The organism is Pseudoalteromonas phenolica (genome assembly GCF_001444405.1).
Classification (GTDB): Bacteria; Pseudomonadota; Gammaproteobacteria; order Enterobacterales; family Alteromonadaceae; genus Pseudoalteromonas; species Pseudoalteromonas phenolica.
The window spans coordinates 976,508-992,060 of record NZ_CP013187.1 but is presented as its reverse complement, the minus strand read 5'-3'; the positions used below and the strand labels follow the sequence as shown (position 1 = coordinate 992,060).

General features: G+C 40.8%; 17 protein-coding genes. 6 read left to right on the top strand and 11 right to left on the bottom strand.

All coding sequences use genetic code 11. The features are described 5' to 3' along the window. Window positions 1-21: 21 nt before the first annotated feature. The 8 genes from PP2015_RS04375 to murJ form a co-directional block, all read right to left on the bottom strand. The gene (locus PP2015_RS04375; protein ID WP_058029120.1) at window positions 22-687 is read right to left on the bottom strand and encodes a LytR/AlgR family response regulator transcription factor; all 666 of its coding nucleotides are present in this window, start codon (window positions 685-687) and stop codon (window positions 22-24) included. Continuing rightward, window positions 684-1,709 (bottom strand): sensor histidine kinase, encoded by a 1,026-nt coding sequence (locus PP2015_RS04370; protein ID WP_083496518.1) that lies wholly within the window; start codon window positions 1,707-1,709, stop codon window positions 684-686. Before PP2015_RS04370 ends, PP2015_RS04375 begins: the two co-directional genes overlap by 4 nt. 4 nt (window positions 1,710-1,713) lie before the next feature. Next, window positions 1,714-2,643, bottom strand: coding sequence for a 4-hydroxy-3-methylbut-2-enyl diphosphate reductase (gene ispH / locus PP2015_RS04365; RefSeq protein WP_058029119.1), 930 nt, complete (start codon window positions 2,641-2,643; stop codon window positions 1,714-1,716). Then, entirely contained in the window at window positions 2,643-3,083 is a 441-nt protein-coding gene (fkpB, locus tag PP2015_RS04360; RefSeq protein WP_058029118.1) for an FKBP-type peptidyl-prolyl cis-trans isomerase, read from the bottom strand. Before fkpB ends, ispH begins: the two co-directional genes overlap by 1 nt. Further along, the gene (gene lspA / locus PP2015_RS04355) at window positions 3,080-3,589 is read right to left on the bottom strand and encodes a signal peptidase II (protein ID WP_058029117.1); all 510 of its coding nucleotides are present in this window, start codon (window positions 3,587-3,589) and stop codon (window positions 3,080-3,082) included. The genes fkpB and lspA overlap by 4 nt, the downstream gene beginning before the upstream one ends. 9 nt (window positions 3,590-3,598) lie before the next feature. Continuing rightward, entirely contained in the window at window positions 3,599-6,424 is a 2,826-nt protein-coding gene (ileS, locus tag PP2015_RS04350; protein ID WP_058029116.1) for an isoleucine--tRNA ligase, read from the bottom strand. A gap of 21 nt (window positions 6,425-6,445) precedes the next feature. Beyond that, on the bottom strand, window positions 6,446-7,372 hold the full coding sequence (ribF, locus tag PP2015_RS04345) for a bifunctional riboflavin kinase/FAD synthetase (RefSeq protein WP_058029115.1): 927 nt from the start codon (window positions 7,370-7,372) through the stop codon (window positions 6,446-6,448). Window positions 7,373-7,490: 118 nt separating this feature from the next. Further along, a complete protein-coding gene (murJ, locus tag PP2015_RS04340; protein WP_257720521.1) occupies window positions 7,491-9,059 on the bottom strand; it encodes a murein biosynthesis integral membrane protein MurJ in 1,569 nt (522 codons plus the stop codon). 354 nt (window positions 9,060-9,413) lie between these two features. On the opposite strand from murJ, the gene rpsT reads away from it, so the two are divergent. Continuing rightward, window positions 9,414-9,674 carry a 30S ribosomal protein S20 gene (rpsT, locus tag PP2015_RS04335; RefSeq protein ID WP_058029114.1) on the top strand — a complete coding sequence of 87 codons (261 nt, stop codon included), beginning with the start codon at window positions 9,414-9,416 and terminating at the stop codon, window positions 9,672-9,674. 76 nt (window positions 9,675-9,750) lie between these two features. On the opposite strand, the gene PP2015_RS04330 is transcribed toward rpsT, so the two are convergent. Then, window positions 9,751-10,134, bottom strand: a complete 384-nt coding sequence (locus PP2015_RS04330) for a response regulator (RefSeq protein WP_058029113.1) — start codon at window positions 10,132-10,134, stop codon at window positions 9,751-9,753. A gap of 93 nt (window positions 10,135-10,227) precedes the next feature. Between PP2015_RS04330 and PP2015_RS04325 the strand changes: the two genes are divergently transcribed. From PP2015_RS04325 to smrA, 3 genes are all read left to right on the top strand, one after another. Beyond that, on the top strand, window positions 10,228-10,689 hold the full coding sequence (locus PP2015_RS04325; protein ID WP_058029112.1) for a hypothetical protein: 462 nt from the start codon (window positions 10,228-10,230) through the stop codon (window positions 10,687-10,689). 100 nt (window positions 10,690-10,789) lie between these two features. Beyond that, window positions 10,790-11,038 carry a hypothetical protein gene (locus PP2015_RS04320; RefSeq protein ID WP_058029111.1) on the top strand — a complete coding sequence of 83 codons (249 nt, stop codon included), beginning with the start codon at window positions 10,790-10,792 and terminating at the stop codon, window positions 11,036-11,038. Window positions 11,039-11,137: 99 nt separating this feature from the next. Further along, complete coding sequence (smrA, locus tag PP2015_RS04315) at window positions 11,138-11,719, top strand: DNA endonuclease SmrA (protein ID WP_058029110.1); 582 nt, start codon at window positions 11,138-11,140, stop codon at window positions 11,717-11,719. Here the strand turns inward: smrA and PP2015_RS21995 are convergent. Both PP2015_RS21995 and PP2015_RS04310 read right to left on the bottom strand, forming a co-directional pair. Then, window positions 11,709-11,855, bottom strand: coding sequence for a hypothetical protein (locus PP2015_RS21995; protein WP_169792714.1), 147 nt, complete (start codon window positions 11,853-11,855; stop codon window positions 11,709-11,711). The two genes, smrA and PP2015_RS21995, sit on opposite strands and share 11 nt — an antisense overlap. Window positions 11,856-11,995: 140 nt before the next feature. Continuing rightward, entirely contained in the window at window positions 11,996-12,916 is a 921-nt protein-coding gene (locus PP2015_RS04310; protein ID WP_058029109.1) for a 2-hydroxyacid dehydrogenase, read from the bottom strand. A 180-nt stretch (window positions 12,917-13,096) separates the two neighbouring features. On the opposite strand from PP2015_RS04310, the gene olsF reads away from it, so the two are divergent. Together olsF and PP2015_RS04300 are read left to right on the top strand one after the other, a co-directional pair. Then, the gene (gene olsF, locus PP2015_RS04305; RefSeq protein ID WP_058029108.1) at window positions 13,097-14,806 is read left to right on the top strand and encodes a bifunctional ornithine lipid synthase OlsF; all 1,710 of its coding nucleotides are present in this window, start codon (window positions 13,097-13,099) and stop codon (window positions 14,804-14,806) included. Between the two features lie 130 nt (window positions 14,807-14,936). Beyond that, complete coding sequence (locus PP2015_RS04300; protein ID WP_058029107.1) at window positions 14,937-15,422, top strand: TlpA family protein disulfide reductase; 486 nt, start codon at window positions 14,937-14,939, stop codon at window positions 15,420-15,422. Window positions 15,423-15,553: the final 131 nt, after the last annotated feature.

The window sequence follows — 15,553 nt, the reverse complement described above, 5'->3', positions numbered from 1 at the left end:
TTTTTATTTCTGACAAGCGGTCTATAAATGATTTTTTATTGATGAGTAAGCACGGCGGCTTACCGCTAATTTTTCAGGATAATTAGCTAAACTGACAAGTATGCCTGAGTGCGTATGTTCGAGTTGAACTATAGATTTTGCTTTTACTAACGTGTTTCGATGAATTTGTACAAAATGGTCAGGGTAAAGGTTGAGCAACTTTTTAAGGCTTAAATCAATTGTTGCCTCTCCCCCCTGAAAATAAATTTGCGTAAGCTTATCTTCCGCTTTCGCCACTATAACTTCATCGACATCAACCCAGCGTATTTGAGCTCCTACTTGATATTGAATACGAGGTTTGAACAACCGTTCTAAAAGTGAAAATAAATCTGATTGGCTCACAGGCTTCACCAAAAAACCAGCAGCAAACACATTGAAAGCTTCTAGGGCAAATTCACTATGGGCAGTAATAAAGATAATTTTTAAATCACGATATTTTTGATTAAGCATCTCAGCTGTTTTAATACCATCAAGTCCAGGCATGTTGATATCAAGAAATAACAATTGTACTGGGTTTTCTATAATAGCCGACTCAACATCATCACCAGAGCTTACTTCCGCAACACACTCATAATGTGGCCAAGCCTTTAGCAAACGCATGATCCTTGCCCTTGCTAAAGGCTCATCGTCAGCAATGATGTATTTCATGCTTTGACTCCAAAAGGAATGCATAACTCAGAAACAAACTGATCTTGTTGAATCGAAGTGCGTAAACTCGCACTTTTTCCAAAATGAAGCTCAACCCGGGCTTTAATATTCGACAAAGCGATCCCTTGCCCTGAATGACTGCTGCGATTAAAATTATTGGTTGGATTAGTAATCTTAATAACAATTTGCTCATCAGTATCAAAAATAGATACTTCAATTTGGCTTTTATTACCACTCGGCTCAATACCGTAATTTACTGCATTTTCGAGCAAAGGCTGAATCGATAAAACAGGCACCTGACTTGCCAAGTTGCAAGAATCAATATGCCATACAACTTCGAACTTATCACCAAAGCGCCATGCTTCTATCGCCAAATATTGCTTTGATAAGTTTATTTCATCTACTAAGGTAGTTAACTGTTGAGTACGCATTGCAGCTTGAGATAACCGCGCTAAGTTTAACGTGGCTTGCTCCGCGGCTTGAGGGTCCACATGAGTTAATTCAGCAATAGTATTAAGACTATTATTTAAAAAATGCGGCCTTATACGAGCATATAATGCGTCAAGCTCTACTTTTGAAAGTGCTTTAATCGTCTCTACTCGTTCAGCATAAATACTCATCAAATAAATGAAGAACAGCTGCATACCTAACCCTAATAGGCAATGCTGCCCAGCAATAGTCCAATCAATTTGATCCGAAATATAATATTGAGAAGCTAAACTTAGAATTAACGTGTTTGCTTGAAAGATCGCTATAATTGTAAGAATTTCTAGGTTCGAATTGAGTTTCTCTAGCTGTGACTTTAAACCATAAACAGCAGCCAAACTTATCGTACTAACTAGATGAATGAATAAACTAATTAAGCCTAAACGCTCCCACGCTGATCCAATGCTCATAGGCGCAAAAGCTAACAAGGTTGCAAGTAATTGTGCGGTAACAAGCATGGCAAGCACACCACGCTCAGTAACCATAATTGGCAGCAATGCAGAAGTTAAATCGGGCGATTTAAACCTTGCTGCCATAGAATTATCTCAACTCGGCAGGCACCGCAAACACAATGCTTTCTTCAATACCTGGGTTTTCAACCACAGTTTTACCACCAAGCTCTTTTAAGCGTGTGATAACCTGCTGAACCAGTACCTCCGGCGCAGATGCACCCGCAGTAACTCCAACTGACTTGATGTCTTTAAACCAGTTAGCATCAACACAACTTGCATCATCAATTAAATAGGCTGTAGTGCCCATTTTCTCGGCGAGCTCACGTAAGCGATTCGAGTTTGAGCTGTTTTTAGCTCCCACTACCAATAGCACATCAGCTTTGTCAGCAAGGTCACGGACAGCATCTTGGCGGTTTTGTGTTGCATAACAAATATCGTCTTTACGTGGACCGTCTATCTCAGGAAATTTAGCACGCAATGCATCAATCACATCTGCAGTGTCGTCAACTGATAAAGTCGTTTGGCTACAGTAAAATAAATTGCTTGGATCTTTCACTTCTAATGCAGCAACATCCTCAGGCGTTTCTACTAAATAGATACCCCCTTCAGGGTTGTCATATTGACCCATAGTGCCTTCAACTTCAGGATGGCCTTGGTGACCAATCAAAACACATTCAGTGCCACGACGACTTGCGCGTGTTACTTCCATATGTACTTTAGTAACCAAAGGACAGGTAGCATCGAATACTTTTAATTCACGACGCTTCGCTTCAGCTCTTACAGCTTGAGACACACCGTGCGCACTAAAAATAACAATGCTGTCATCAGGCACTTGGTGTAGCTCTTCAACAAAAACAGCACCGCGATCTTTTAAGCCATTAACCACATACTTGTTATGCACAACTTCATGGCGCACATAAATAGGCGGATTAAAAATATCCAGTGCACGCTCAACGATTGAAATAGCGCGATCAACACCCGCACAAAATCCTCGAGGGTTTGCTAACAAAATTTCCATTAGCCATTTACCTCTAAGATATCAACTTCAAAAGTCACTTTTTGACCAGCTAAAGGATGGTTGAAATCGATTGTTACAGAGTCACCAGCTACTTCACGCACAAGGCCTGGAAGCTCAGTACCATCAGGCTGAGTGAAAGCAATAATACTGCCCACCTCAGCTGGCGCATCAGGGCCAAATTTACTGCGTTCAACATAATAAATGTTGTCTGGGTTTGGCTGACCAAATGCATCTTCAGGCTCTAAATCAAAAGATTTGCTCTCACCTGCTTTTAAGCCTAAAAGGCATTTTTCAAAGTTCTCTGTCAGGCTACCGTCACCCATGAATAACTTTGCAGGTTTGTTATGTACTTTTGTTGAATCAGCTGCCGATCCGTCTTCTAGCTTGATCGAAAAATGAAAAAGAACTTCTGATTTTTCGCCAATGACGTGTTCGCTCATGCTTTTTTCTCCTGAGAACCATCTGCACCTTCACCTGTGAAGGCATCAAAAAGAAGTAGACCCGCACCACATACAATCGCGATATCAGCGATGTTAAATGCTGGGTAGTGCCAATCTTGATAATAAAAATGTAGAAAATCTACAACATAACCATGCACTAAACGGTCAACGAGGTTACCAATTGCACCACCAATGACCATAGAGTATGCACCACATAATACCCAACTCTTTGCTGGTAGCTTTTTCAACCAGTACGTCAGTAATAAACTGATCACCACCGCAATACTGCTGAAGAACCAGCGTTGCCAACCGCCGGCATCGCTTAGAAAACTAAATGCAGCACCATAATTGTGCATGTAAGTGAAGTTAAAAATTGGCAAAATCTCTATCGATTCATAGAGTTTCATATTTGCCACAACTACAGCTTTGGTTATGTAGTCTACTGCAAAAAGCAGTAGACTCAGTACTAACCAAATTAAACCCGATTTTTGTTTAACTTCGGTCACTCGTTGCTCCTACGCAAACTGGCGCTGTTCGCCATCACCGTCAACGTTGCTCACACAACGACCACAGATCTCTTCATGGCCTTCATGTGTACCAACATCTTCACAATAATGCCAACAGCGGTCACATTTCTTCGCATCCGTTGAAACGACTTTAATGAATAAGCCATCAATGTCTGAAGACTCTGCACCTTCAGGTTTACCATTTACTACTTCAACATTCGCTTTTGACGTCAACAGTACGAAGCGTAGCTCGTCACCGATCTTATTCAGTGTCTCGGCTAAGTCGCCACCAGTGTAAAGTGTTACCTCAGCTTGTAGCGTTGCGCCAATAACTTCGTCTTTACGCGCAGCTTCTAATACTTTGTTAACTGCATCACGTACTTCAAGCACTTGCTGCCAGTATGTATTGTCAAGCTGGCCTTCAGTCACATTCGCTAAACCGTCGTACCACACATCAGTAAATACAAAGTCACCGCGCTCACCTGGTAATACATCCCAGATTTCTTGTGCTGTGAAGCTCATGATTGGCGCCATCCAACGCGTCATTGCTTCTGCAATGTGGTAAAGCGCAGATTGACAAGAGCGACGTGCATGACTGTCAGCCTTAGCTGTGTATTGACGGTCTTTAATTACGTCTAGGTAGAATGAACCTAGCTCACCGGTACAGAAGTTCATTAGCTTTTGCGTTACAACAAGCATTTGGTAGTTGTCGTAAGCATTGATGATTTCTTTTTGTAACTCAGCGGCACGTGCAACGATCCAGCGGTCTAGTTCAACCATATCTTCAACAGCAACAAGATCAGTTGCAGGGTTGAAACCACTTAAGTTTGCAAGTAGGTAACGACTGGTATTACGAATACGGCGGTAACGATCAGCTGAACGCTTAAAGATTTCATCCGATACTGTCATTTCCGCCGTGTAATCTGTTGATGCAACCCATAGACGTAAAATGTCAGCACCTAGCTTGTTCATCACGTTTTGCGGAGAAATCACGTTACCTAAAGACTTTGACATCTTGCGGCCGTTTTCATCTACAGTGAAACCATGAGTTAGTACTTGCTTGTAAGGAGCATGGCCGTTAATCGCAACCGAAGTCATCATAGAAGACATAAACCAACCACGGTGTTGGTCAGAACCTTCTAGGTATAAATCTGCAGGACCGGTTAACTCTTCACGCGCATCAACTACACAAGCGTGTGTTACACCCGAATCGAACCATACGTCTAGTGTATCTTGTACTTTTACATACTGCTCGGCATCAGCACCAATTAAATCAGCTGCATCTAAGTCATACCAAGCTTGAATGCCTTTTTCTTCAACTAGCTTTGCCACGTCTTCGATTAGGCTCTCAGTATTTGGGTGTAATGCACCTGTGTCTTTATCTACAAATAAAGAAATTGGCACACCCCATGTACGCTGACGAGAAATACACCAGTCTGGGCGACCTTCTACCATGTTTGCAATACGGCTCTCGCCCCACTCAGGTAACCACTGCGTTTTTTCGATTTCACTTAGTGAATCTTTACGTAGGTCTGCTTGATCCATGCTCACAAACCACTGAGGCGTCGCACGGAAGATAATTGGTGTTTTATGACGCCAGCAATGTGGATAGCTGTGCTGAAGCGCATGGTGATGCATTAACGCACCTTTTTCAGTGAGCACTTCAATCACGCTCGCATTGGCTTTAAATACGTGTTGACCTGCAAATAATTCAGTATCAGGCAGATAAACACCGTTTGCGCCAACTGGGTTTGCGACTTCTAGGCCATATGCTTGACCAGCCACGAAGTCTTCTTGACCGTGGCCAGGTGCGGTGTGAACAATACCCGTACCAGAGTCAGTCGTTACGTGCTCACCTAAAATGACTGGCACATCAAAGTCATAGAATGGGTGCGCAACACGTAAATTATCTAACGCTACACCTTTTGCATAACCTAATACATGGAAATGATTAAAACCGAAACGGTCCATACAATCTTTGACAAGCTCTGAGCCAAGGATTAGGCGCTGTACTTTACCTTCATCTTCAACTTGAACTAGGGCATATTCTAGGTTTTCGTGAACAGCAACCGCACGGTTAGCAGGCAGTGTCCAAGGCGTTGTAGTCCAGATAACTGTACCGACTGTGCCATTACCTTCGTGACCTTCTGCTAAGCCAAATGCTGCAACAACGGCTTGTTGATCAACAAAATCAAAACGTACATCAATCGCCGGTGATTGCTTATCTTGGTATTCAACTTCCGCTTCAGCCAGTGCCGAACCACAGTCTGTACACCAATGAACAGGCTTAGCACCTTTATGTAAGTGACCGTTTTTAATGATACGACCTAAAACGCGAATTGCGTTTGCTTCAAAGTCGAAGTTCATTGTTAGGTAAGGCTTGTCCCAGTCACCAAATACACCTAAGCGTTTGAAGTCAGCTTTTTGACCTTCTACTTGCTTTTTAGCATATGCACGACATTTCTCTCTGAACTCTGCTGCAGATACTTTATGACCAGGTTTACCTACTTTTTTCTCTACTTGTAGCTCGATAGGTAGACCGTGACAGTCCCAACCCGGTACATAAGGCGCATCAAAATCAGAAAGCGTTTTAGACTTAATAATAATGTCTTTTAAAATCTTATTAACTGAGTGACCTAAGTGAATATCGCCATTTGCGTATGGAGGACCATCATGCAAAATAAATGGCTTCTTACCTTTTTTCGCGTTACGAATTTGGCCGTAAAGGTCAGCTTCGTACCAAGCTTTCAGCATTTTTGGTTCGCGTTGCGCAAGATTACCGCGCATTGGAAACTCAGTTTCCGGTAGGTTCAAAGTATGTTTGTAGTCGCTCATTTATCCTAGTTTCCGTATCGGCTACTTAATAGTAAAACATTGTTGTGCGTCAGCCACATCACTTGCTATTTGCTCAGTCAACTGGGCCAATGTCTCGAATTTTTTTTCATCTCGGAGCTTTTTAACCAGCTCCACTTTTAGAAAACGTCCGTAAACATTTTCATCAAAATCAAATATATGCACTTCTAATAGTGCTTTCGTGCCATTTAACGTTGGCTTTGTGCCAATGTTTGCCACCCCATTCAATACGCGGTTGTCTAAATAGACTTTAACAGCAAACACCCCTTGTACAGGGATCACTTGGCGTTTTAGTGCAATATTTGCAGTTCTAAAACCCAGCTCTCGGCCTTTTTTCCAGCCATGGATCACACGACCTGAAATCGCATAAGTATGACCCAGCATTTGGTGCGCAGAATCTAAATCACCTTGCGCAAGTGCCGCTCTTATTAAAGTACTACTTACACGGCAATCATCACGGCGTAAGCTGGCTGTACTTTTGACATGCATATTTAATTCAGCGCCAATTGCGCTCAACATATCAAAATCGCCTTGACGGTTTTTGCCAAACTTAAAGTCATCACCCACTGTGAGTGCTTTCACGCCAAGTTTTTTGATTAACACGCTTCGAACAAACTGTTCGGCATCCATTGCAGCAAACTCTTTATCAAACTTAACGCAAATCACTCTATCGATGCCGAGTTTATCTAGTAGAGCAAGTTTATCTCTTAGTCGTGTTAAGCGTGCCGGCGCTTTGTCTTTGGCAAAAAACTCTTGCGGTTGCGGCTCAAACAACATCACAGTACTGGGTAATCCATACTGTTCAGCATCTTGTATTAAGCCTTTTAAAACAGCAACATGACCTAGGTGCACCCCATCAAAATTACCTATCGTCAGCACACAGCCAGCGTGTTCTGCTCTAATATTATGGATGCCTCTAATTAATTGCATGAAATAAAAGCCTTCACCACCAATTTATTCAAAGTGCCAGATTATACCCAAGTTGCTTGAAAATGCGAATAATCAGATAGCCTTAACCTAAGGCTCATTCTATGCTTTAGGTTGAGCATTAAGCCGAGGCTTCTTTTATGGTCTTTAATCGCACCCCAAACGCAAAAAGGGCACCGAAGTAACTTACCATAGCGACTGCCAGTAAAGCGCAAAGTAACGTGATTTGCTCAATCAAGCTCCAGCTTTGCCATGTGTATTGCTGGGCAATAAAATAAACCAGTACCGCCATCAGTATAGCGCTCATAATACATTTCAATGCAAACCATAGGCTAAAAGAAGAGAACTGATATACACCTTGCTGGTTTAGCTTTCTATAAAGTAAAAACGCATTACAACTTGCTGATAAAGAAGTTGCTAAAGCTAACCCCAAATAGCCAATGAATGGGGCGAGCATGATATTAAATACCATGTTCAAAACAAGCGTAATAATACCTATCTTGACCGGCGTTTTAGTATCTTGGCGAGCATAAAACCCTGGCGCTAACACCTTAATTAACATAAAACTGACTAAACCAACCGAGTAGGCCGCAACGCCCATACTAACAGCCTTGACGTGATCGACTTCCCCCTCAGAGAAAGCACCATGGTCAAATAACACAGAGATAATAAGTGGGCTAATTACCATCAACCCTGCCATAGCAGGGAAGCCTAAAAATAGAACAAAACGTACACCCCAATCTAAAGTACTCTGAAAATCTTCAGACTTTTCAGTGGCATGTAGTTTAGATAATGCGGGTAAAATAACTGTCGCAATACCAATACCAAACAAACCTAATGGGAATTCAATTAGTCTGTCTGAATAATAAAGCCAAGCAATGGAGCCTGTTACTAACAATGAAGCAATGATGGTATCTAGCAATAAGTTAATTTGAGAAATCGAAACACCAAACATCGCGGGTAACATTAACTTACGTACTTTCGTCACTTCAGGTGAACGCCAAGCAAACACAGGCTTATTCACCATACCAATACGCAAAAGAAAAGGAATTTGAAATAACAGCTGTGCTACGCCACCAACAAATACTCCAATAGCTAGAGCATAAGCACTCACATCAAAGACATCATGTAATAAAATCGCACAGCAAATAATAGAGATATTTAATAAAACGGGGGTAAAAGCCGCTGCGGCAAAGCGGTTATACACATTTAAAACAGCACCGCTCAGTGCAACCAAACTTACAAAGAACAAATATGGAAAGGTAAATTTTAATAATCCACTCGCTAATTCAAACTTTTCAGCATTTTCGCCTCCTTGCCACCAGTCAATAAACCAGCCTGTACCAAATAACGCCGCAATGACGGGTGAGCCAATTACACCGAGAATGGTCACTATCAGTAAAATGGTTCCTAAAGTGCCCGCGGCTTGAGCAACAAACAATTTTACTTTATCGTCACCATGCTTTTCTTTTATCTCAGATAGTACAGGCACAAATGCTTGAGCAAATGCGCCTTCTGCAAATAATCGTCTTAAAAAGTTTGGGATGCGGTTCGCAAATAAAAACACATCAGCAGCAAGTCCAGCACCAAGTAAATTTGCAACAACAGCATCCCTTACTAGTCCCATCACGCGTGAAATCATCGTCATGGCACTAACAATCATGCCTGATTTAAATAACCCTTTTGCCACAAATTTACTCCCAAAAACATATAACTGACAGATTATGCCACAGACTTATGCCCCCATTGAACGTCAACATGTGACTATTTATAAATATCTTTCGTTTAATACTAGGTGTCGAGTTATAGATTTGATACAATCGCTCGCAACAATCACAAAGCTATAAGGTGTTATGGTTTTGTTGATTCTGTGCCTGTTGCAACTAGCGCTATGCAACTTAAAACCATGGTTTTAGTACATTCAGGCCAATATGACCCAAATGGAAAAGGCTGGGTGGTCATTTTTTATTGACTTTTGAGAATAAAACAGGCATATTCCTCGGCCTTTAAATTAAGCTTATTTTAAGATTGTTAGGAGCAAACCTTGGCTAACATCAAGTCTGCAAAAAAACGCGCTATTACTAGCGAAAAGCGTCGTAAGCACAACGCAAGCCGTCGTTCTATGATGCGTACTCTATTCAAGAAAACTGTAGCTGCTATTGAAGCTGGCGACAAAGAGGCTGCAACTGTAGCTTTCGCTGCTGTAACTCCAGTTTTAGACCGTTACGCAACTAAAGGTCTTATCCACAAAAACAAAGCTGCTCGTCATAAGAGCCGTTTAGCTGCTAAAATCAAAGCACTATAATTTGTTTTTGAATGAAAAAACCGACTTTTAAGTCGGTTTTTTTTTGCCTTAAAGAAAGGAAATAAGAAGCTTTATATTAATAAAGCTCCAATTCAGGATAAAACTTCTTCAGCATCGCTGCGATCTTCTTCGGCGAAAACGGTTTAACCACAAACCCTTTTGCCCCTCTTTCAATCGCATCTTTAACATTATCAACTGTTGAATGGGCAGATACCATTACAACATTAATATTTTCGTTAATTTTATTAATCTCCGCGATCAGCTCTTTACCGTCACCGTCAGGTAATTCGATGTCTAAAAACACAATATCAAAATGTTGCTCTTCGCATGCGGTAATGCATTGTGTCGCAGTAGAGGCTTCTCTCACATGGTCTATGCCCAGGTGCATCAATGTTTGATGTAAGAAACTGCGAACTGTGCCCACGTCATCCACTATAAGTATTGAGATCTGTTGATCCATAATCATCCTTTCCATATGCTGCCGAATAAATTTAGGCTATGATTAAATCATAGAATCATTATAGAGACATGCAAATAAAAGGCTACAAAACGAATGTCTAATCAATCAAAAAAACAATCTTTATTAGGGCAAGTTAATCCACAGCAAAAAAAGCGACAAAGTAGTCAAAAGAAAAAACGTATCTCTCCACAACAACAAAGAGCCGCAATGGCACAAGCACAATTAGCCCAACCCCAACTCAATACCCCCCCAAAACAAAAAGGCATCAAACGCTGGATAACTTTTGGCATTATTGCATTATTAATTATTGTTTTTCCTAAACCACAATTGATTACTTATGAAAAACTTGGAGTGGTTGCTACTAGTGTCTATTGGTCAGCCCTGCCAGGTCTTGACCCTGTCATATTTGATTCATCATTGCATCCAAGACCTGCGCTAGATAAAAACACACTCTATTTGTGTATAAATAAGCACGACCCTGATACTTGCCAAAAGTATCAAATCATCAAAAAAGAAGGTTTCTTTAGCGCTTTAAAGGTGCTCATTTCGAATTAGAATAACTAATCTGAAAACTATAAAAATACTCGTTTGAAGCGTGGTCAAACTAACACCATAATGGCGCTCCTTTAACCAACCACAGGAACCCAAACAGACCATGCCAAACGAGCTCGACTTGTTGTTAAATATTGTGCTTCTACTTTTAGGTGCTGGAGCCTTTTTTATCAATCACTTAACTACTTTACGCGTTGCCGCATTGGCCGCATGTAGCTTGTTATTTTTATCGTTTAGTTTTGATCTGATGAGTACCAGTGTGGTGTCTAATTTAAGTCTGATAATGATTAATACATTTTATCTATTCAAAGTGTACACTTTCGGACAACTTAAATTGAGTCATACCGACTAACATATTATTAACCTAGCCTTTTAATTCTCTTTGTAGCCAATTCCTTTAGGCTAGGCTAGAATCATCGCCATATCTTCAATGCTAAAGCTGAGGTGACGTATGGCGATGACAGATGAAGAATTGTTTATGGCTTCAATGGGTGATGTCACCCCGCTAGCCAAAGACAATCAAATAGAGCTACAAAAGAAAAAGAACTCTCCTACTCTTAGCCAACTTGAGAAGCGTAAAGCCGCAGAGCAAGAGTTAGAGTTTGATGCAAATTATCTTTCCACCGAATACGTAGATTTACTTGATCCGCATGATTTGCTGAGCTTTAAGAAAAGTGGCGTACAACATGGTGTGTTTAAAAATCTGCGCTTAGGCAAATATCAAATCGATGCCACATTAGACTTACATGGCAAAACTTTTCGAGAAGCCAGAAAAACGCTCTTTGATTTTATTACCGATTGTCAGCAAAGAAGTATTCGTGTCTTGCTGATAAGACATGGCATTGGTTTAAACAGCAAACCGCACCCAGCCATTTTAAAAAGCTATACTAATAAGTGGTTACAAGAAATGCCTATCGTCTTAGCATTTCACAGTGCGTTAAAATGTCACGGTGGTTCTGGCTCCACCTATGTACTATTAACTAAAAGTGATGAGAAAAAGTTAGAGAACAGAGAGCAACACGCTAAGCGTTGACCTCCTCATGAGCGACACAGTTACCATACTCCGGCAGCTCTGTCGCTTTAGCTTGAGTAAACCATGCCGAAATTGCCAAAAGAATGACTGAGATAAAAACGAAAGAAAATTTTACTCCACCTTGGCTGTCACGCATTGTATTACCCTGTTTATTATTATTTTTTTATCTAAACTACTGAAAGTATAAAAATCACACAAGGTGTTTTTTTATACAGTAAGTGAAAGGCATGAGAGAATAAATCTGCTCTATACTTTCCAATACTTATTTCCTACCTTTTAATACCCTTTTTGTTTGCACACCAAATTACTTAATTGTGTGTTTGCCTGTTGTGCTTTGACATTATCTGCAATTTGTTCACAAACCGTTTTGAGCTGAGTTAAAGCCGCACAATGTGGTGTAATGGTTATTTTGGGATGAGACCAAAATGCATGCGATTTAGGTAAGGGCTCTTCGGTAAATACATCTAATACTGCAGCTGCAATTTCGTCTTGTTCAAGGGCTGTTAGTAAATCAGATTCATTTAAATGCTTACCTCTAGCAACATTAATTAGCAGGCTATTATTTGGTAACAGCTTAAACAAATCTAAATTCAAAATTTCTTCTGTCTGTGCAGTTAAAGGTAATAAACACACCAATACATCAAGCTCTTTAAGAAAATCAGATAGCTGAGCGTCACCATGGAAATGACAAATGTGCTCTATTTGCTTTTCAGAACGAGACCATCCGCTGACCCTAAAGTTATTATTAGTCAGCTTGTTCGCAACACTTAGTCCTAACTCTCCCATACCTAAAATGCCCACATGCTGAGTAGAATGCGCTCGCTTTGGCTTCCATTGCCCTTGCTGCTGTTTTATTAGGTACTCTTTAATACGGAGCTTGTGCGCCAAAGTATGGGCTAAGACATATTCAGCCATATCTTCTGCCAATTGTGTATCTACAATACGAGTGACTTGAACATGTTCCGGAATAAGATTTAAGTCAATCGCATCAACCCCCGCACCATAGCTCTGCACCACTTTTAAATTTGGTAACTGGTCCCAAAGCGATTCTGGCGCTTTCCAAGCCAATACAAATTCGATTTCTGCTAAGTTTTCGCAGTGCGGCCACTCATATATTTTAACATTGGGTAACTGTGCGCTGAGTTCAGCAAGGAGTTTGTCGTTATTACGACCTGTGACACAGACTAAAACTGACATTTGGTATTCCTAATAAAGCAATTTGTTGGTCATCATATTGGCCTAACAATTAAGACTCAAGTAAGGGATTTATTAGAAACATAAAACAATGTCGGTTGTCATAAAAGCACCGTAAATTTGCAACAGCCTTGTCACACATTGTTTTTAACCTACAAAAAACACTTAGAGTTGAGATTTACTATGATCAGTGTCGATAAGGTTATCGAAGCAAATTTACCCCAGCTAGAAAAGTCCCCAAAAGTAAAAGGATTAGTAAAAAAAGGCTTAGGTTATTTACTTCATGAGCAAGAATTTGTGGCGTTTGCAGATACCTACCCGCACTTGCAAGGATTAGAGTTTGTCGAGCAAGTACTAGACGAACTTGAATTTGATGCCCGTTATACCACCAAGCAACTTGAGCATATACCGAGCGAAGGCTCTGTTGTGATAGTCGCAAATCACCCTATCGGTTCTTTAGATGCGCTCGCTCTAGTTAAACTTATCAGCAAGGTACGAGGCGATTTAAAAGTAGTTGCAAATCGGATGCTGATGTCGCTAACCCCCATGCACTCTTTATTACTCCCAGTTGATAATTTATCTGGCACAAGTCGTAAACAAGAACTCAGCAACATCCATAAACACCTCAAACAAGGTGGCGCTTTATTGATCTTTCCTGCTGGCGAAGTCTCTCGATTAAGCCCCACAGGCGTCAAAGATTGTAAGTGGAATAGTGGCTTTTTAAGAATGGCTAAACGAGCTAACTGCCCTATTTTGCCAATTCATATCAAAGCCAAAAATAGCCCTTTATTTTATGGTACTTCCATGATCTACAAGCCTCTAGCCAGCCTGCTATTGGTTAAAGAAATGTTTAAACAGCGCCAAAAATTTTTAGAGTTCGAAATCGGTGCATGCATACCGCCTGAGTCTTACCTGCACAATAATGTCAAAGATAAAGAGATGGTCGCTCTTATACGCAAACAGCTTTATCGTATTGGTTCTAAAAAATCACTGCCACTCACCACACAAACACCAGTTGCGCCTCCAGAGTGTAAAAAAGCCTTAAAGAGCGCCCTAGAGGCCTGTGAGCGTATTGGCGAAACGCAAGATGGTATGCAAATTTATCTTTATCATTACACGGGTAGCTCAGTCATTTTTAGAGAGTTAGGTAGATTACGTGAGCATGCATTTAGAGCTGTTGGTGAAGGGACTGGCAAACGTAGAGACATAGATAAATATGACATGCATTACACCCATCTTATTTTATGGGATCCTAATCAGCTCGAGTTAGTTGGCGCGTATCGTCTTGCCAGTGCTAAAAAAGTACTCGATCAGCAAGGTCGCGAGGGCTTGTACACAGATACCTTAGTAGATTACAGCGATAAAATGCAGCCATACTTTGAGCACGGATTGGAGCTTGGCCGCAGCTTTGTGCAACCTAAATACTGGGGGCGAAAAAGCTTAGATTACCTTTGGTATGGCATAGGTGCATTTGTAAAACGTTACCCTGAACACCGTTATTTATTTGGTGCGGTGAGCCTATCGAATGCCTTGCCTGAAGAAGCCAAAGCCATGCTGGTATATCACTATCAGCACTATTTTGGCCATTTACCCGAACATGCTATTGCTAAACACAAATATCGTTTAGACAGCGTTCAACAAGAGAATTATAAGAAGCTATTTTTAGGTAATAATATCAAAGCAGATTTTAGCGAGCTTAAGCATATTCTTGCCAATATGGACGCTCAAGTGCCTACGTTATTTAAACAATATACAGAATTGTGCGAAGACGGCGGCGTGAACTTCCTGTGTTTTAGCGTCGACCCCGACTTTAGTAATTGTATTGATGGGCTCGTGTTGGTTGATTTAGAGAAAATAAAACCTCAAAAGGCCAAACGTTATTTAGGTGAGTAGCATTCTGTAAAATGAAATATGCGGGATTTTAGCCATTGAAACAGATAGAAACATGTTTTCAGTTTCTATCTGTAATTTTCGGTGTTAACGTCGGGTCTATTAAGTTAGTAAGGACCAATATATTTCTCTAATGATAAAAAAAGTACTTCAATTAGCCGTTTTTGCCATAATATTTATTGCCGTCACTGCATACCAAGAGCTAGGTATGTTAGCTGATAATGGTGAGCAACTCGCACCATACTTCTCATTACCCACACTCGAAAATGAGCAAAAACAGATCAGTTTAAGTGAACTCGCTGGTCAGCAAACTGTGGTTTACTTCTTTGCACCTTGGTGCAGCATTTGTAAGTTCAGCATGCCAAACTTAGATAAGCTTCATGAACAACAAAAACTCAATGCCGTTGCCATTGCACTAGATTATGACTCAAAAGAAGCAGTTGAAGCCTTCACACAAGATTTAGACCTCAGCATGCCAGTGCTGATGGGTAATCACCAAATTGCGGCCAACTTTAAGGTGAAAGCCTATCCGACTTACTATGTGATTGATGAGAATCTAAAAATAACTGAACGTTCAGTTGGGTATTCGACAGAGCTTGGCTTAAGAGCGCGTTTGTAAATATATTTTTTAAGAGAATGCTTTTGTAAGAAAGTGTAGACGCACTTCTACACTTTCTTACCTAAACCCGCAACACACTTACAACTTATCTCCTTAAACTAGTCGCCAACATATACAAACTCAGCTTGCAA